This window comes from Kistimonas scapharcae, from assembly GCF_039540975.1.
Classification (GTDB): domain Bacteria; phylum Pseudomonadota; class Gammaproteobacteria; order Pseudomonadales; family Endozoicomonadaceae; genus Kistimonas; species Kistimonas scapharcae.
On the sequence record NZ_BAABFL010000454.1, the window covers coordinates 1 to 17,823 of the forward strand.

Annotated in this window: 15 protein-coding genes; 7 read left to right on the top strand and 8 right to left on the bottom strand. The window is 51.1% G+C overall.

The window, feature by feature from the left end:
* Window positions 1-81: 81 nt before the first annotated feature.
* Entirely contained in the window at window positions 82-549 is a 468-nt protein-coding gene (locus ABD892_RS20090) for a hypothetical protein (protein WP_345197867.1), read from the bottom strand.
* A 410-nt stretch (window positions 550-959) separates the two neighbouring features.
* Between ABD892_RS20090 and ABD892_RS20095 the strand changes: the two genes are divergently transcribed.
* The gene (locus ABD892_RS20095) at window positions 960-2,303 is read left to right on the top strand and encodes a sodium-dependent transporter (RefSeq protein WP_345197868.1); all 1,344 of its coding nucleotides are present in this window, start codon (window positions 960-962) and stop codon (window positions 2,301-2,303) included.
* Here ABD892_RS20095 and ABD892_RS20100 read toward each other — a convergent pair.
* The 3 genes from ABD892_RS20100 to ABD892_RS20110 all read right to left on the bottom strand — a co-directional run bounded on the left by ABD892_RS20100 (window position 2,300) and on the right by ABD892_RS20110 (window position 8,662).
* Window positions 2,300-3,619, bottom strand: coding sequence for an MATE family efflux transporter (locus ABD892_RS20100; protein ID WP_345197870.1), 1,320 nt, complete (start codon window positions 3,617-3,619; stop codon window positions 2,300-2,302). The genes ABD892_RS20095 and ABD892_RS20100 overlap by 4 nt on opposite strands.
* 46 nt (window positions 3,620-3,665) lie before the next feature.
* Window positions 3,666-7,367 carry a methionine synthase gene (gene metH / locus ABD892_RS20105; protein ID WP_345197871.1) on the bottom strand — a complete coding sequence of 1,234 codons (3,702 nt, stop codon included), beginning with the start codon at window positions 7,365-7,367 and terminating at the stop codon, window positions 3,666-3,668.
* Between the two features lie 119 nt (window positions 7,368-7,486).
* Window positions 7,487-8,662: a multidrug effflux MFS transporter gene (locus ABD892_RS20110; RefSeq protein ID WP_345197873.1), complete on the bottom strand. Its 1,176-nt coding sequence runs from the start codon at window positions 8,660-8,662 to the stop codon at window positions 7,487-7,489.
* Between the two features lie 230 nt (window positions 8,663-8,892).
* On the opposite strand from ABD892_RS20110, the gene nfuA reads away from it, so the two are divergent.
* Entirely contained in the window at window positions 8,893-9,495 is a 603-nt protein-coding gene (gene nfuA / locus ABD892_RS20115; RefSeq protein WP_425559316.1) for a Fe-S biogenesis protein NfuA, read from the top strand.
* 343 nt (window positions 9,496-9,838) lie between these two features.
* Here nfuA and greB read toward each other — a convergent pair whose 3' ends face one another.
* Window positions 9,839-10,342 carry a transcription elongation factor GreB gene (greB, locus tag ABD892_RS20120; RefSeq protein ID WP_345197875.1) on the bottom strand — a complete coding sequence of 168 codons (504 nt, stop codon included), beginning with the start codon at window positions 10,340-10,342 and terminating at the stop codon, window positions 9,839-9,841.
* Window positions 10,343-10,438: 96 nt separating this feature from the next.
* On the opposite strand from greB, the gene ABD892_RS20125 reads away from it, so the two are divergent.
* Entirely contained in the window at window positions 10,439-10,753 is a 315-nt protein-coding gene (locus ABD892_RS20125; protein WP_345197876.1) for a hypothetical protein, read from the top strand.
* A gap of 55 nt (window positions 10,754-10,808) precedes the next feature.
* Here the strand turns inward: ABD892_RS20125 and ABD892_RS20130 are convergent, their stop codons facing one another.
* Entirely contained in the window at window positions 10,809-11,894 is a 1,086-nt protein-coding gene (locus ABD892_RS20130) for a 3-deoxy-7-phosphoheptulonate synthase (RefSeq protein ID WP_345197878.1), read from the bottom strand.
* Window positions 11,895-12,406: 512 nt separating this feature from the next.
* On the opposite strand from ABD892_RS20130, the gene ABD892_RS20135 reads away from it, so the two are divergent.
* Both ABD892_RS20135 and ABD892_RS20140 read left to right on the top strand, forming a co-directional pair.
* Entirely contained in the window at window positions 12,407-13,636 is a 1,230-nt protein-coding gene (locus ABD892_RS20135; RefSeq protein WP_345197879.1) for an L-lactate MFS transporter, read from the top strand.
* A 134-nt stretch (window positions 13,637-13,770) separates the two neighbouring features.
* Entirely contained in the window at window positions 13,771-14,715 is a 945-nt protein-coding gene (locus ABD892_RS20140; protein ID WP_345197880.1) for a 5'-nucleotidase, read from the top strand.
* Here ABD892_RS20140 and ABD892_RS20145 read toward each other — a convergent pair.
* The gene (locus tag ABD892_RS20145) at window positions 14,671-15,432 is read right to left on the bottom strand and encodes a sulfite exporter TauE/SafE family protein (protein ID WP_345197881.1); all 762 of its coding nucleotides are present in this window, start codon (window positions 15,430-15,432) and stop codon (window positions 14,671-14,673) included. The genes ABD892_RS20140 and ABD892_RS20145 overlap by 45 nt on opposite strands.
* A gap of 194 nt (window positions 15,433-15,626) precedes the next feature.
* Here ABD892_RS20145 and cysB point away from each other — a divergent pair, with 194 nt between their 5' ends.
* Window positions 15,627-16,601, top strand: a complete 975-nt coding sequence (gene cysB, locus ABD892_RS20150; protein WP_345197882.1) for an HTH-type transcriptional regulator CysB — start codon at window positions 15,627-15,629, stop codon at window positions 16,599-16,601.
* A gap of 60 nt (window positions 16,602-16,661) precedes the next feature.
* Here the strand turns inward: cysB and ABD892_RS20155 are convergent, their stop codons facing one another.
* The gene (locus tag ABD892_RS20155) at window positions 16,662-16,955 is read right to left on the bottom strand and encodes a hypothetical protein (protein WP_345197883.1); all 294 of its coding nucleotides are present in this window, start codon (window positions 16,953-16,955) and stop codon (window positions 16,662-16,664) included.
* Window positions 16,956-17,191: 236 nt separating this feature from the next.
* Between ABD892_RS20155 and thrH the strand changes: the two genes are divergently transcribed.
* Window positions 17,192-17,812, top strand: a complete 621-nt coding sequence (gene thrH, locus ABD892_RS20160; RefSeq protein ID WP_345197884.1) for a bifunctional phosphoserine phosphatase/homoserine phosphotransferase ThrH — start codon at window positions 17,192-17,194, stop codon at window positions 17,810-17,812.
* Window positions 17,813-17,823: the final 11 nt, after the last annotated feature.

A 17,823-nucleotide genomic window follows, 5' to 3' on the forward strand; every position in this document is an offset into this window, starting at 1 on the left:
AGGCGGTAATGGGAACATGGGGATGAGCTTAGGCGGCAGAACGTGAAATCGCCTTATGTACCGGTTTTTGAGTACTTACGATTATGAGCCACGGGCCACGATATTGACGGGTATCAATGTGCCTATATTCACCGCTATTATCCATGCATTAGATGCTGCAGCTTGCTCATCTTCATAAAGTTCTGCGCCCAAAGAAAGTACATCAGATAGAGATACTTTGACCACCGCAAATTCGCCTTTACCTGATGCGTAGATTTTTGCTCCTTCAATAACGCGCGACTCATCGGCACCAGCGGGTAAGATAAACGCATTAACAAATGCTTTGTTTGGGATATCTTGAGTATCGGTGAAGGATGGGAGGTAACCTACCCAACTTTTTTTAGGTTTGTGATAGTTGCGTATTCTTACCTTGGGCAGGCTACTTGTTGTCAAAAGGGCCGTATCGGTTTGTATATTTTCAAGAAATCTTATGGGGACACCTCGAATTACTGATGATGCAGGGGTCAGATTACATATATTCATGTTAGCTGCTGTGTATTTGTCGGTCATATGTAACCAAGGAATATAGCCATCATCAAAATCGCCTTTCTCATTGAATTATCGTTGTAGTGCATCTCCCATGGCGTCAGTCATGCTTTCAATGTCTATACATCCATATCGTTTAGTTGGATCTGACTGTACAGAGTCTGATAATGAATGCCGTAATTTTTTTCGTCTTTCAGGTGTCATAGGTTGACTTGGTTGTCTATACATAAACCGAATACCCAATATGTACGGGTTGATCTATTTGGATGCTGATTCAAGGCAAGATGTAACTCTTAGATTGATATGAACTTTTAGACAAAAAATCTTTCTATAAAAATGGATAAAGATTATTTTTAAATTTTAGGTATATCTGTAAACATATAAATTATCAAGCTACGAGCTTCTCAGTACTGGAGGATCGGAAAGGAATCTTTATGGTATATGACGGCCTTTTATCGTCAAATAGGGCTTTTATCCTCGCTATAGCTGGTGCTGCCATTGGGCTAGGCAATATCTGGCGTTTTCCCTATATGGCGGGAGAACATGGCGGCAGTCTCTTTTTTATTTTGTACCTTCTTTTTGTTTTGCTGTTAGGCATGCCGGTCATGATTTCTGAAATCATCATTGGTAGGGCAGGGCGAACTACACCTGCCACTTCGATGCGGCAGTTGGCCGTTTCATCTGGTGGTTCCAGACACTGGGAGAAGCTGGCGTGGCTGGGGACACTCGCTGCAATGCTGATCTTGTCGTTTTACTGTGTGGTTTCTGGCTGGGCATTATTTTATTTCATTCAGTCGGTGACCGGTCAGTTGGGGCAAATGACAGCGCATCAAGCGCAGCATGTTTTCGAGACATTTCTGGCAGATCCTTTCTCGGTTATCAGTTATCAGCTGCTGTTTATTGCAATGACCTTGTGTGTCAGCGCGCGGAATATCGGCAGTGGTATTGAGAGGCTGAATAACCTGGTGATGCCGTTGCTGTACATGATATTGATTGCCCTAGTTATCGTTACGTCACAATTTCCCGGTTTTTCCGATGCGGTTTATTATCTCTTCACACCTGATTGGCAGAAATTGGAATGGTCGGTTGCTTTGGAAGCTATGGGACACGCGTTCTTTACGCTTGCGGTTGGTGCCTGTTGTCTGATGGCTTATGGCGCCTATATGCCTGATCGGCAGTCGGTGTTTAAAGCGGCGGGTATTGTGATTGTGCTGGATTTGCTGGTTGCAGTGCTGACTGGGTTGGCAACATTTTCCGTCGTTTTTTCGGAAGGATTGGCTCCGTCATCGGGACCGGGACTGATGTTTGAGACACTTCCCGTTGCACTGGGTGAGTTGTCAGGGGGGCTGTGGTTGATGCCTCTGTTTTTCCTACTGCTGGTCATTGCAACCTGGACGTCCTCGGTGAATCTGGCGGAACCGCTGGTTGTTGCTATTGCAAGGGCCGGTAATTTCAGCAGGAAAAAGGCGGCCATGATGACAGGGGGCATAGTATGGCTGCTGGGATTGATTCCCGCATTGTCATTTAATGTTTTCGATTCGGTACGCACCCAGTCCGGCAAAACCTTATTTGACCTGTTTACGGCGTTTCCCACAGATATATTGCTACCGCTGACAGGCTTTTTGATTCTGCTATTTGCGGGCTTTGTAATAGACAGAGAGATTTTGATGACCCAGCTGGGTATTCAGCGAAAGCTGTTTCAGCTTTGGCAGATTATTGTGCGCTATATCAGCCCTGCACTGGTTTTGTTGGTCTTTGCCTGGTCCTGGCTGCACTAAATGGTAATCTGACCCCAGTGCCGGCGTTGCCAGACCATCAGAAGTGCCGTTGAAATCAACAGTTTCTGAACCAGAAGAACACACCATACAGCCGTCAGGCTAGCCATATCATCATGAGTGACAAGCCAGATTCCGGGTAACATGAACAGCCATAAAGTGCTGAATCGAATGGCCAGTACCGTTTTATTCGCTCCTGCGCCAAGTAGTGACTGGGTTAAGACCAGCGCAAATGATTCAATAATGATACCCACCCCTGCCAGCTGAAGGGGTAATACCGCTAATTTAACGAGAGTTTCATCACTACCTAGAAAGGGGCCGAGGAACCATTCTGGGAAGACCAGTACCGGAATACTGAGTAGTGCCAGAATGGCACAGGCCAGCAGGGCTACATCCAACCCCCATCGCCAGGCTTCCTGCTGTTTGCCAGCGCCCAAAGCGTGACTCACCAGCGTAGTCGATGCCATCCCTAGTCCGATGCCCGGGAGAATCAGTACCAGTGAAATATTGATCAACACATGGGCGACGGCCATAGCCTCACTACCCAGTCGGGCGATAAGCCAGAACATCAGCGACATGCCAAGGGCAAAACAGGTTTGTTGTGCAGAGTCAGGAATGGCGAGGCGAATCAGGCGAAAGAAGCCCTGACGTGACGGGAATCTGAAACGAAGCCCCGTCTGACGTGCCCGTTGGCGAATAAAGTAATGATTCAGTATTGCGCCAAAGTACATAGCGATCAGTGTGCCTGTGGCAGCCCCGGAAACGCCCATCGGCGGAAAGCCAAGCAGCCCATAAATCAGGATATAGCTGATCATGGCGTTGCATAAATGGGTAAATAACAGCAGACGGAAGAACGCGCCGGATTCCCGAATACCATTCCAGAAGCCTCGATAGGACAGGTTGAGTACGGCAGCCGGCAGGCTCAGCACCCGAATGGCAAAGTAGAGCGCAGCGGCTTCTGTCACCGCCTGATCTGCCTGGAAGACAGGCATAATGTTTCCAGCTTCCAGGCTGAGCAGGATGCAGAGGGGAAGCGCAAAGAGTAATGCAATCAGAAATCCGCCGCAGACTGGCTCCAGCGGGTTACCCACGCCTTCTCCCCGGCGACGCGCGACCTGGGCCTGAATCGCCGCCGACAAACCACTGATCAATCCGAAACTGACAAAAATTGCATAATTACCGGCCCCGACAGCCGCCAGCGCCGATTCACCCAGCTGCCCCACCAGAAGTGTGTCAACCAGGTTAATCAGGCTTTGTGAGAACATGGTGCCGATGATCGGCAGACCAAGGGACAGAATTGTGCGGATACGGTCTTGCACAACTACCTCTATCGGGGGCGGAGGAGGCGGGCCATAGGCCCGCTCCTTATGCCGGATCGTAATTCAGGTTCGGCGCCAGCCAGCGCTCAGCCTCTGCAATGGTCATGGATTTCCGGGCTGCGTAACTTTCCACCTGATCCCGGTCGATTTTGCCAATGGCAAAGTAGTTCGAATCCGGGTGGGAGAAATACCAGCCGCTGACACTGGCGGTCGGGAACATGGCGAAATGTTCCGTGAGGCTGACACTGGTTTCTTGTTCTGCATCCAGCAGACGGAACAGCGTGGCCTTTTCCGTATGGTCAGGGCAGGCAGGATAGCCGGGCGCCGGACGAATGCCACGATAGGCTTCCTTGATCAGCTCGGTATTGCTGAGTTTCTCATCGGCGCAGTAGCCCCAGTATTCCTGGCGGACACGCTCGTGCATGTACTCGGCCAGCGCCTCGGCCAGACGGTCAGCAAGTGCCTTGACCATGATGCTGTTGTAATCGTCGTGAGCCTCTTCAAAGCTTTTGGCCAGTTCTTCTGCACCGATGCCTGCGGTGACGACAAAGCCACCCACATAGTCTTCGATGCCAGTGTCGCGGGGCGCGACGAAGTCGGACAGGCTGGCATTGGGTTTGCCGGGCACTTTTTGGGTTTGCTGACGGAGATGATGGAGTCTGGCCAGTTCCTCTGTGCGGCTCTCGTCGGTATAGAGGACAATATCATCGTGATCCACTTGGCTGGCGGGCCAGAAGCCAATCACTGCGCGGGCCTGGATTTGATTCTCACTGATGAGTGTTTGCAGCATCGCCTGTGCATCATCGAAGAGCTTGCGTGCTTCTGTGCCAACGACTATATCATCGAAAATTTTCGGGTATTTGCCGTGCAGATCCCAGGTGATAAAGAAGGGCGTCCAGTCGATATAATCGACCAGTGTTGCCAGTGAAACTTCTAGCGTTCGATGTCCAAAGAACGACGGTTTCGGTGGCTGATAACCCAGCCAGTCGATGGGGGTCTTGTAAGTGTGGAGTGTGTCGTATGGCCGACGTTCCGCCTTTGGTCGACGGTTGGCGTTACGCTCCCGCACCTTTTCATACTCGGCTTTGACAGAAGCGACAAAATCGGTTTTCAGTGTTTGGCTCAATAACTGGGTTGCAACACTGACGCTACGGGAGGCATCCGGCACATAGACAACGGCATCCCGCTTAAAGCAGGGTTCAATCTTGACTGCAGTGTGCGCGCGTGACGTGGTTGCACCACCGATTAGCAATGGAACATCAAATGATTGCCGCTCCATTTCCCGTGCGACATGCACCATCTCATCAAGGGACGGCGTGATCAGGCCGGAGAGACCGATGATATCAACGCTCTCTTCACGGGCCGTCTGCAGAATCTTTTCACAGGGCACCATGACGCCGAGATCGATCACTTCGTAGTTATTGCACTGCAGAACAACGCCGACGATATTCTTGCCAATATCATGGACATCGCCCTTGACGGTAGCCATCAGCACTTTGCCCTTGCTTTCGGTCTTGCCGTCTTTTTCTTCCTCAATGAAGGGCACCAGGTGTGCAACGGCCTGTTTCATTACCCGTGCGCTTTTGACCACTTGGGGCAGGAACATCTTGCCTTCACCAAACAGGTCGCCAACGATGTTCATACCATCCATCAGAGGGCCTTCGATGACCTCAATGGGGCGTGAAGCTTCAAGCCGGGCAGCCTCAGTGTCTTCAGTGATATAAGTCGTTATGCCTTTGACCAGTGCATGTTCCAGCCGTTTTTTTACTGGCCATTCGCGCCAGGCCTGGTCTTCTTCCGACTTTTCAGCGCTGCCATCGCCACGGTACTTGTCGGCAATGGCCAGCAGGGCCTCAGTTGCCCCACTGTTACGATTGAGTACTACGTCTTCGACACAGTTTCGGAGCTCTTCAGGAATATCTTCATAAATGGCCAGCTGGCCGGCATTGACGATACCCATATCCATACCCGCACGAATGGCGTGATACAGAAACACGGCATGAATTGCTTCTCGTACGGGATTATTACCACGGAAGGAGAAGGACACATTGCTGACACCGCCGGAGATCATGGCGTGGGGCAGTTTCTCTTTAATAAAGCGGGTGCTGTTAATGAAGTCGACGGCATAGTTGTTATGGTCATCAATACCAGTGGCGACAGCGAAGATATTGGGATCAAAAATAATATCCTGGGGTGGGAAATCCAGTTCATTCACCAGGATGTCATAGGAGCGCTGGCAGATGGCATTCTTGCGTTCTTCGGTATCCGCCTGGCCGGTTTCATCAAAGGCCATAACGACGACTGCAGCGCCATATCGTTTGCAGAGCAGTGCCTGTTCCCGGAAGTTGTCTACACCTTCTTTGAGGCTGATGGAATTAACAATGCCTTTGCCCTGAATACATTTGAGGCCGGCTTCGATGATCTCCCACTTGGAGGAATCAATCATGATCGGCACACGGGAAATGTCGGGTTCAGAGGCGATCAGGTTCAGGAACCGGACCATGGCCTGAAGGCTGTCCAGCATGCCTTCATCCATATTGATATCAATGACTTGCGCGCCATTCTCAACCTGGGTTCTCGCAACATCTAATGCGGTATCGTAATCCTCGGCCTTGACCAATCGTTTGAAGGCTGCCGACCCGGTAATGTTGCATCGTTCGCCGACGTTGACGAACAGGGAGTCTGCAGTAATGTTGAATGGCTCCAGACCACTCAAACGACAGGCAACAGGTATCTCTGGAATACGCCGGGTAGATAATGACGTCATGCGGCGCGCGATTTCGGCAATATGCGCAGGGCTGGTGCCGCAGCAACCGCCGATGATATTGACCAGGCCGGAACGGGCAAACTCTTCAACGATGTCCGCCATCTGTTCAGGGGTTTCATCATACTCCCCGAACTCATTCGGCAACCCGGCATTGGGATGCGCGCTAACGTAGGTGTTGGCTTTGGTTGCGAGCTCCAGCACGTAAGGGCGAAGCTCTTCGGCGCCCAGTGCGCAGTTCAGGCCAATGCTGATAGGTTTCGCATGGGAAACGGAGTTCCAGAAGGCCTCGGTGGTCTGGCCGGACAGGGTTCTGCCGGAGGCGTCCGTAATCGTACCGGAGATCATGATCGGGAGTTCAAACCCGAGTTCCGCGTAAACATCCTGAACCGCAAAGATAGCGGCTTTTGCGTTGAGGGTATCAAACACGGTTTCGATCAGGATGATATCGGCGCCGCCCTCGATCAGTGCCCTGGTTGCTTCGCGGTAGCCTTCAGCTAATTCGTCAAAGGAGGTGTTGCGAAAGCCGGGGTCGTTTACGTCCGGTGAAATGGACGCGGTTCGGCTGGTCGGCCCGAGGACGCCGGCAACAAAGCGAGGTTTGTCCGGTGTCTCCAGCGTCATGGCGTCGGCGACTTTACGGGCAAGGCGGGCGGATTCCCGGTTGATGTCGCTGACATGGCTTTCCATGCCGTAATCTGCCATGGCTACCGGTGTGGCGTTGAAGGTGTTGGTTTCGAGAATATCGGCACCGGCTTCGAGATAGGCGCGATGAATACCTTCGATAATTGCCGGTTGGGTCAGTGACAGCAGGTCGTTATTGCCTTTCAGGTCTGAAGGCCAGTCCTCGAAGCATTCCCCCCGGTAATCGGCTTCCTCGAGTTTGTGTTCCTGGATCATGGTGCCCATGGCGCCGTCCAGAATCAGGATGCGGTTGGCTAAGGCGTCGTGCAGCAGGCTGATACGTTTCTCTCTGGACATCATTATTGTTTCGTCTGGCCTTGGATGGATTAGCGCAGCGCAATGGTACCAGAATTAGCGTCAGCAATGGGATGGGGAAATGGAAATGCCGTTGGGAACCGGCATTTCCATATATTGATCAATCAGGCTTGGACAGTGGGCTGATGAGGGGATGCAAATAGTTTGAACGCGATGGTCAGGATGATGGCGACACCCAGAGTTGTCGCGGTCAGCATGGCCAGCGGCAGGGTGCTGCTGTGATCAATCTTGCCGGCCAGGGTGCTGACCAGACTGGCGACCAGCATTTCCAGGAAGAAGATCAGGCCGGAAGCGGTGCCCACATTCTTTTTCAGATGGCTGAGTGCATTGGCCTGGCAGGCTGGCATGAACAGACCCAGGCCTGCTTCATAGATCGCGATACCGGCTACATAACCAATGGTGGATTGTCCATTGGTAACCAGGGCGCTGACAACGGCGACCAGTGTACCGGTGATCAGGATGCACCAGGCCAGACGTTGGCTTTTCGCTTTACCCAGCCAATCTGTAATACGGCCTGCCAACAGACTGCTACCGATATAAGCGCCCATGATGATTGCAAACAGCATGCCATAGGTTTTAGGTGCCAGTTCAAAGTGACCAATCAGCACAAAAGGTGCGCTGGCGACAAACACAAAGGCGCCGGAGAAGGCGAGGGCTGCGGTCAGCGTCAGTGTCATGAAACGACGGTCGCTGGACAGGTCACGGTAACCGCCCAACATGCCGGACAGAGAAGTCTCGGTATCCGGTGTGTTGCTTTCAGGCAAAAGGCTGACGGCACCGGCGACAAAGGCACCGAATACAATCATGGCCATAAAGCTGGAATGCCAGCCGAACAGCTCCTGCAACACGCCACCAATAATCGGTGCTACCATAGGGGCGATACAAAGTGTGGCGCTGATCATGCCAAGAATTTTGACATCATTCTTGTCTTTATAGAGATCCCGGGCAATGGCGCGGGAAAGCGCGGTGCCGAAACAGCCAGCGACAGCCTGCAGGAAACGGGCGGCGATAAATATCTCAATACTGCTGGTCCAGAGAATAACGCCTGTAGCAAGTAAATAGACCAAGTAGCCAACCAGCAGGGTTTTACGACGGCCAAACCGGTCAGAAAGCGGTCCGCAGATCAGCATGGATACCGAAAAGCCGATCATGAAGATGCTGACGGTCCACTGGGTGACGGCGGCGGAGCTGCCAAAGGCTTCAGTAATGGCCGGCAGGGAAGGGGTAAACAGGTCTATGGAAAGCGGTCCGACCATGGCGCTCAGCACGAGGATGAGCATGACCAGGCCTGAATGTCGATTGTGATCGATTTTCAGCACGTTGCCACCGAGGGGGATTGAGGAAAAAAGGCGGCAAAATAGCGATGTCAGGTCTAACGGGCAATCCGTGAAATTACTTCTTGTTCTATAGAATACGAAGTATCGGGATTTAACTGAGTGGTTTGGTCGGCTTTTCAGCTGGTGAGGACAGGAGTAGAATTCAGACAACAGCGATCAAACTACAGGCAGTAATAACGTTGACTACCACGGATCTCAAAATAGATATTACCGAATCGGCACAGGACTACCTGCGTGAGCTGCTGGACAAGCAGTCGGTCGAAGGCATTGGTGTGCGCCTGTTTGTCACCCAGCCGGGCACGCCGCATGCTGAAACCTGTCTGGCGTACTGCAAACCGGGTGAGCACAAGGAAACCGACCTGAAAATTGAACTGGAAAAGTTCGATGTCTGGATTGAGGCGGAAAGCGAAGAATACCTGGAAGAAGCAATCGTTGATTATGCGACGGATCGGATGGGTGGACAGCTGACCATCAAAGCGCCGAATGCTAAGACGCCGAAGATCGGAGAAGACAGCTCGCTGGATGCCAAGATTAATTATTACCTGACCACCGAGATCAACCCCGGTCTGGCCTCCCACGGCGGTATGGTGCAGCTGGTCGAGATCGATGAAGGCGTTGCGATTCTTCAGTTTGGCGGTGGTTGTCAGGGTTGCGGTATGGTCGATGTGACACTGAAAGATGGTGTCGAGAAAACACTGAAAGAACGTATTCCTGAGCTGGTTGGCGTGCGTGATGTCACTGACCACTCAAATCGGGACAATGCTTTTTATAAGTAAACCCGTTACTGATACCAGAAAGGCCTGATCACTCAGGCCTTTTTTATTTTTGATGATTACTGCATCCAAACTGATTGCGTATGCGTACTCTCTGGGACTGAATCAAAACACGATGGAAAGAGAGGGACGTATCTCAATGCAAAATAAGCTGGAAGCAATGTTTATCAGTATCTATAACCGTGTCCGGCCGGAACCTGATGTTTGTCTCCAAATTTTCGATAGTTCATCTTAAGTAGAAATATTATACAATCATATATTTTGATTTAAATTAGACAATAACCTGAAAGACTCTCTAATACTTCAAGAAAAAAGGTACATACCAGCAATGTACCTTCATTAAATATCAAAATTCCTGGTAGGAAATCTGTGTTACACAGTAAAAGGTTTCCTTGTTTTCTACTCGAATGACGATCTCATCATCAATGGTTTTACCCATCAACGCACATGCCAGAGGGGAGTCCATACTGAGCAGGCCGTCTTTCAGGTCAAACTCGTCTGGGCCTACGATACGCCAGGTAGTTTCTACACCGTCCTCATCTTCAACCGTTACCCGGGCGCCAAAGTAGACACGGCTGGTATCCTCGGGCAAAGTAGTAACAACTGTTAGCTGATCAAGGCGTTTTCGCAGAAAGCGGACACGGCTGTCAATCTGGCGAAGCAGTTTCTTGCCGTAGATGTACTCGGCATTTTCCGACCGATCACCCAGGGCTGCGGCTTCCGACACGGCCTGGGTGACTTGCGGTCGCTGGGTTCGCCAGAGGTAATCAAGCTCGTCCTTGAGCTTGGCGTACCCTTCAGGCGTAATGTAAAAGGAACCGGGCTTGCGTGGTGGTCGGTATCGGGACATGGGACTTTTACGTATCCTTGTCAGTTACTGATAGGAAGCATGAAAAAAATGCGATATCTTACGCGGCTTTTTTAAACCCTGTTGGCACTGAGACCTGTGAAGCGTTACAAACAGAGCATACTGTCAGACTACTTTGTTACGATAGGACACTCTGGCCCTACGCATGTTGTCGAGGCCAATTTTGATATAGAGTCCAGTCAGGATCGTACACTCTGCACGGATGTCATCCAGGCCAGCTGGGGCTTTGAGGTGCTTACAAACAAGCATCTGCCGACCATTTGCCCTATCTGTAATGCCATCCTTGATCGTCGTATCAGTAATATGCCGCGGCTCAAGCGCCATGTACTGGTAGAAACCGTGAAGCCGGTGCAGTTGCAACTGCCTGTCTGCCAGTTGGGACTCGATTTTTAACTGAGCCATAAAAAAGGGCAAGTCTGACTTGCCCTTTTTACGTTAATCTCCGGAATTACAACAAGTCTGAGCGATCACGTCCAGGCAGAACGCCTCTCAGTTTGTCTGCCATCTTCTTGATAGTTTCTTCCGTAGTATGCCAGTCAATACAGGCATCCGTGACCGATACACCGTATTTCAGTTCACTGAGATCGTCCGGGATAGACTGGTTACCCCAGCCCAAGTTGCTCTCAATCATGAGTGAAGTGATGGAGTTATTACCTTCCAGAATCTGGTTGGTGACGTTGTCCATCACGAGAGGCTGAAGGCTTGGATCCTTATCAGAATTCGCATGGCTGCAGTCGATCATGATGTTGGGGACAATACCGGCCTTTCTCAGTGCCTGCTCGCACAGGGCGACGCTGACGGAATCATAATTGGGCTTACCGTTACCACCGCGCAGTACGACATGGCCATATTGATTCCCCTTGGTGTGGGTGATCGCGACCTGTCCTTTTTTGTCGATACCGAGAAATCTATGCGGGTTGGATACAGACTGCAGGGCATTAATCGCAACAGTGAGACCGCCATCGGTACCATTCTTGAATCCGACCGCTGAGGAAAGACCACTCGCCATTTCACGGTGCGTCTGTGATTCCGTGGTACGTGCACCAATGGCGGACCAGGAGATCAGATCCTGCATATATTGTGGCGTAATCGGGTCCAGCGCTTCAGTTGCGGTTGGCAGCCCCATCTCGGCAACATCCATCAATAACCGGCGCGCGATATGGAGGCCTTCTTCAATCTTGAAGGAATCATTCAGGTAAGGGTCGTTGATCAGGCCTTTCCAGCCGGTGGTGGTGCGAGGCTTTTCAAAATAGACACGCATGACCAGATACAGCGTGTCAGACACTTCTTCTGCCAGTTTCTTCAGTTTCTCCGCATACTCGCGGGCGGCATCGACATCATGGATGGAGCAGGGACCCACCACGAGAAACAGGCGTTTGTCGGTTCCACTCAAAATATTGCGAACAGTCTGACGTCCCAGAGTCACGGTTTCACGGGCCGCATCACTCAACTGGATTTCAGACTTAATCTGTTCCGGGGTGACAAGGATTTCCTGGGATTCAATATTCAGATCATCGATCGGTAACTGTGCCATAGCGTCTTTCACTTCCGGTCATGCGTAGTGGAATAGTTATAATCCGGATTCCCTTTGCGCAGAATCACGCGTCAAGAGTAATGTATTGGTTATGTTTCGACAATCTATGTGTTTGATAAACAATTTCTATTCTGGTGCGGTGATGTTTTTCGAGGGCAGTATGAGTGATGCAGAACTGCTGCTTAGGTGAATGAAAGACAAGTCGTAACGCAATGAAAAATAAGATAAATCAATCTTGCTTTGGGATTTCTCAACTATTTACATGATGCTGACGCAATTAGGTGTCAGTCGCAGTAGACACTGTAACTACTCCCAATATAATCCGCCGGAAATATTAACGGGTTCACCAGAAACCCGATTGCCTTTATTACATCTTTTAACTGTCTTCTAGCTGCTGAGTGAATCCTGTTGGTTTCAACAGACCATTACGCATTTAGTAAGTCGTATCTTTTACCTATTAGTGCTCCTTTTCCTCCGGGGAGGAAGGGCTCTGCTGTTATTAGAGCATTTCAATGAATCGAGCGGTTAAAATCCTGCTGGCAGGTGTCTGTATTAACCTCTGTATGGGTGTTCTCTACGCCTGGAGTGTATTAAGTAAGGCCCTGGTCAGCGAATGGGGTTGGTCTAACGCCAGTGCTTCCATGCCGTATACCGTGGGCATCGTAACGTTTGCAGCCGCCGTTCTGTGTTCCGGCGTTCTGCAGGACCGTATGGGTCCCCGTAAAATGGTTATCCTGGGCACCTCTCTGGTGGGTCTGGGTATGATCGCTTCCAGCTTTGTCACTAACCCGGTTGGCTTGGTGATGACCTTTGGTGTGCTGGTCGGTACCGGTATCGGTTTTGCCTATGCCTGTCTGAGTCCTTCAGCGATGAAATGGTTCCATCCTTCCAAGAAAGGTATGGTGAATGGCTTGATTGCCGGTGGTTTTGGTATGGCACCGCTCTACCTGGCACCGACCACGTCTGCGCTGATCGCTTCTGTCGGTATCAGCAGCGCATTCCTGTATCTGGGTATTGCTGTACTGCTGGTTGCGGTTCCGCTGTCTTTTACTATCGTCAACCCACCGGCTGGTTATACACCGGCTCAGCCTCGTGGTCTTAAGGAATCCGGCAAAACGGCCTCTGCAGTTGCCGATTTCAACTGGCGCCAGATGCTGAAGACCCGCCAGTTCTACTACCTGTGGATCATGTTTGCGTTTGCTTCATCAGCAGGTCTGATGCTGATCGGTAACATTACCACCATCGCCAGTGTTCAAGGTGGCATTGCCAATGCCGCGTACCTGGTGTCTATCCTGGCGCTGTTCAATACCTGTGGCCGTGTTTTGATGGGTATGTTGTCTGACAAGATCGGTCGTATCCAAACCCTGCTGCTGGTCTTTGTTCTGCAGGGCGTGAACATGATGATCTTCCCGATGCTCTCTACCGACATGGGCTTCATCTTCGGCGCTATGCTGGCAGGTATCGGTTACGGTGCACTGCTGAGCGTATTCCCGTCCATCACTGCAGATTACTATGGTCTGAAGAACTACGGCAGCAACTTCGGTGTACTGTACTCCGCCTGGGGTGTGAGTGGCTTCATCGGTCCAGTGGTCGCGGCGGTTGTTGTTGATGCAACCGGTTCTTTCGCGATTGCTTATACCGTTTCTGCCGTCATGCTGGGTATTGCTGGCATTCTGGCGCTCTTCACCAAGCCCGTTACTGAGCTTCCTGAAGAGCAGCAGGCGCCTCTCGTGGCTGCTTAATACCTGCGCTTATTTTAAAGCCCGCTTTGACGGGCTTTTTTTTGTGTTCTTTTTGCATCGTACAAATCCTGTCTTTTTATCCTGTACGCCAGTAGTACACTGGTAATCCCTGTTTCATACCAAGAACACTATCAATGCCGGATACCCTGAACGACAAACTGGTTGTCGCTATCTCGTCACGTGCTCTGTTCAATCTTGAAGCTGGTCACAAAGTCTTTGAGGAAGAGGGGCTGGAAGCCTACCGTCATTATCAGGTGGAACACGAAGATTGTGTGCTTGAACCCGGTGAAGCGTTCCTGCTTGTCAGGAAGCTGCTCAATATTAATCACCTGCTCGGTGATGTTCCGCGGGTTGAGGTGATCCTCTTGTCTCGCAACAGTGCAGATACCGGGCTTCGTGTCTTCAATTCCATTGAAGAGTACGGGCTGGATATCCGGCGGGCTGCGTTTTGTGGCGGAGAAAGTCCGTACCGTTATGTACCGGCATTTAATTCCCATCTGTTTCTCTCGACAGATGTCGATGATGTGCGCAGTGCGCTGAAGGATGGCTTTGCCGCTGCGACAGTTTTGTCATCAATTTCTAAAGAGCGACAGGAAACGGATGAGTTGCGGATCGCCTTTGATGGCGATGCGGTCATATTTTCTGATGAAGCAGAGCGGGTGTATCAGCAGTCTGGCTTGCAGGCGTTTACCGAGGCTGAACGCTCATCGGCGCATCAGCCATTACCGGGCGGTCCGTTCAAACCGTTTCTGGCCATGCTTCAGGATATCCAGCTGGAATTCGGGGAGCGCCATTGTCCGATCCGAACGGCACTGGTGACAGCAAGGAGCACCACGGCCCACGAGCGAGTGATTCGCACGCTTCGTTCATGGAATATTCGTCTTGATGAAGCCATTTTCCTCGGTGGACTGGATAAGGGCGCTTTTCTCAAAGCGTTTCAGGCGGATATGTTTTTTGATGACCAGGTGCGACATTGCGATTCGGCCCGGGCCCATGTCACCACGGGTCACGTGCCCCATGGTGTGACCAATGAGTTAAAAGAGCGTGTACTTAATACCGAGTCCGAGCAGGAGGAGTGACAGTACGCGCTGGAGGAATACGTCTGGCAGTTTGTGGCCTACCCGCGTTCCGAGGTATATGGCTGGCAGGGAACCAATCAGCAAAGCGCCAAGCAGCTGGAAATCGACATTACCCAGATAGAGGTGCCCCAAACCGCCAGCCAGCGTCAAAGGAACAGCATGCGCTAGGTCAGTCCCAACAATCCGGGTGGCTGACATCACCGGGTACAAAAGAATAAGAATTGCCGTGCCCAGCGCACCCGCGCCAACGGATGACAGTGTCACGAAGACGCCCAGCAAAATGCCCATAATGACAGTGAAGAATGTCGCGCCGCGATCACTCAAGACCGGGGCGTGTCTCAGTAACTGTTTTCTCGATAGCAAAACGATCGACGACAAAATCAGCATGAAACCCAGTGATACAGTGAGCACGTGTGTATAGCTGTCGCTGCCGGTGAAAAACTGATCGAGTACTACAATGGTGAGGCCTGCTGCTGGCAGGCTGCCCGCAGCCATACGCTTGACCACTGTCCAGCTGATGCTTTTCTGACGGTGATGGGCGAGCACGCCGCCCGCCTTGGTGATGGATGCGTACATCAGGTCGGTGCCGATAGCGACGGGGGCAGGGAAGCCAAACAGCAACAACAGAGGGGTCATAAGTGATCCTCCTCCGATGCCTGTCAATCCTACGGCGAATCCGACACCCGCGCCCGCCACAATATAAAGCAGTGCATCCATGAATAAATTATGGTCTAAAGTTATAAGTATTCTTCGTAATCATAGTATTCGCACTTAACACACCATCGAAAGATTGATGTGTATCAATGAAGCGAGTGCGGTGGTAAATGTAGCGATAAGCTACTATTCTATAAAAGAATATTTATTCATATTTTTATGCTTCATTCGAATAATGGGTTTTTGCGGAGGCCATAATGAAGCTGCAACAGCTGCGCTATATCTGGGAAGTGGCTCATCACGAGCTGAATGTGTCGGCAACGGCGCAGAGTCTCTATACCTCTCAACCTGGTATCAGTAAACAGATTCGTCTGCTTGAGGATGAACTCGGTGTCGAGGTCTTTGCCCGCAGCGGCAAGCACCTGACCCGGATCACCCCGGCCGGTGAAAAGATTATTGAAACCGCGGGCGAGATTCTTCGGAAAGTGGATTCCATCAAGCAGGTTGCCCAGGAATTCAGTAACGAGAAGAAGGGGACTCTGGCACTGGCCACCACCCACACCCAGGCTCGTTACGCCTTGCCACCGGTGATCAAACAGTTCATTGGCAAGTATCCGGACGTTTCTTTGCATATGCATCAGGGCACACCGATGCAGATCTCGGAAATGGCGGCCGATGGGACGGTGGATTTTGCCATCGCGACCGAAGCCCTGGAACTGTTCAATGACCTGATCATGATGCCCTGCTACAGCTGGAACCGTAGCGTGCTGGTGCCAAAGAATCATCCTTTGGCTCAGGTGTCTGAACTGACGCTGCAGGATATTGGTAAATACCCAATTGTGACCTACGTGTTTGGGTTTACCGGTCGTTCCAAGCTTGACGAAGCGTTTATGAATGAAGGGATTGCACCGCGCGTTGTATTTACCGCTGCCGACACTGACGTTATCAAGACTTATGTACGACTGGGTCTGGGTATCGGGATTGTCGCCGGTATGTCCTATGACGCAGAGCTGGATTCAGATCTCGTTGCACTGGATGCCTCTCATCTGTTCGAGGCCAGCGTTACCAAGATTGGTTTCCGTCGCGGTACTTTCCTGCGTGGATTCATGTACGATTTCATCGAACTCTTTGCGCCGCACTTGACCAAAGAGATCATTGATGAAGCCGTATCCCGTCATAACAAGGCGGAAGTCGACGAGCTGTTTGAGCACATCAAACTGCCCGTACACTGACGGTTAACGATCGCACAGAAGCGGGCTGATCTGGCATGGTTTGGATCAGCCTTTTTCTTTTTAGCGTGATTCCTCCGCCGTTTCTTTTTCCAGTACGTCTTTCACAAGCTTGAAGTAGATCGTATAAACCTCGGGCGTTTCCCCGGGCTTTTCGACGACAAAGAAGGGCGCTTTTTCGACATTCAGCATGGTGGCGATCTGCATGCCCTCACTGAACGGATCATTCTCGTAGGCTTCAACAATACGGTCGATTCGATGTATGTGACCTGATTGCTCCAACCGTTCCAGCACTTCACCGCATTTCTTGCAGGGCGATCCATCGGCCAGAATCTTTTTGACCATTGTAATTTTCATCGGGAATTCCTTCTTTTCCTTGGCAGCACGGAGACTTGGCGATTTTATCAATGCCATCACAATCTACTAATAACATTTCCGCATAACTTAATAGCGACAGGTTGGGGTTTGCATGGTGAGAGGGGCAGGGGTAGAGTGTGCGCTGTTCAGCTGACATTGTCAGCGCCCAAGCACGACCAGAACAACACTGGCAAAACAGTATAAATAGTACAAAAACAGAAAAATCAGGAGTCGTTGTGGAAATAGCCTGCCTGGATCTGGAAGGGGTACTGGTTCCCGAAATCTGGATCAAATTCGCCGAACAAACCGGTATTGATGAACTCAAAGCCACCACCCGGGATATTCCCGATTACGATGTGTTGATGAAGCAACGCCTTAAACTGTTGGAACAGCATGGTCTTGGGTTGCGGGAAATTCAGGCTGTCATCGCGGAGATGGCACCACTGCCCGGAGCTCGTGATTTTATCGACTGGCTGCGGGAACGTTTCCAGGTCGTTATTCTTTCCGATACCTTTTACGAATTTGCCCAGCCCCTGATGCGCCAGCTGGGATTCCCAACGCTACTCTGCCACCGCCTCGAAGTGGATGATAATGGCAAAGTCACTGACTATACCTTGCGCCAGAAAGACCCCAAACGGATGTCAGTGAAGGCATTCCATGGTTTGAACTATCGGGTGATTGCTGCCGGTGATTCCTACAATGACACTACGATGTTGGCCGAGGCCGATGCAGGCATCCTGTTCCATGCGCCGGATAATGTGATTGAGGAATTCCCTCAGTTCCCGGCCGTCCATACCTTCCATGATCTGAAGATGGCGTTCTGTCAGGCCAGTGTTCGGGATATTCCTCTGCAATAACAGGCTGATGG

Bases quoted from the DNA above. Each gene is read 5' to 3' on its own strand.
- ABD892_RS20090 (WP_345197867.1), bottom strand. From the start codon at position 549: ATGACCGACAAATACACAGCAGCTAACATGAATATATGTAATCTGACC.
- ABD892_RS20095 (WP_345197868.1), top strand. From the start codon at position 960: ATGGTATATGACGGCCTTTTATCGTCAAATAGGGCTTTTATCCTCGCT.
- metH (WP_345197871.1), bottom strand. From the start codon at position 7,367: ATGATGTCCAGAGAGAAACGTATCAGCCTGCTGCACGACGCCTTAGCC.
- ABD892_RS20110 (WP_345197873.1), bottom strand. From the start codon at position 8,662: ATGCTCATCCTCGTGCTGAGCGCCATGGTCGGACCGCTTTCCATAGAC.
- greB (WP_345197875.1), bottom strand. From the start codon at position 10,342: ATGTCCCGATACCGACCACCACGCAAGCCCGGTTCCTTTTACATTACG.
- ABD892_RS20130 (WP_345197878.1), bottom strand. From the start codon at position 11,894: ATGGCACAGTTACCGATCGATGATCTGAATATTGAATCCCAGGAAATC.
- ABD892_RS20135 (WP_345197879.1), top strand. From the start codon at position 12,407: ATGAATCGAGCGGTTAAAATCCTGCTGGCAGGTGTCTGTATTAACCTC.
- ABD892_RS20140 (WP_345197880.1), top strand. From the start codon at position 13,771: ATGCCGGATACCCTGAACGACAAACTGGTTGTCGCTATCTCGTCACGT.
- ABD892_RS20145 (WP_345197881.1), bottom strand. From the start codon at position 15,432: ATGGATGCACTGCTTTATATTGTGGCGGGCGCGGGTGTCGGATTCGCC.
- cysB (WP_345197882.1), top strand. From the start codon at position 15,627: ATGAAGCTGCAACAGCTGCGCTATATCTGGGAAGTGGCTCATCACGAG.
- ABD892_RS20155 (WP_345197883.1), bottom strand. From the start codon at position 16,955: ATGAAAATTACAATGGTCAAAAAGATTCTGGCCGATGGATCGCCCTGC.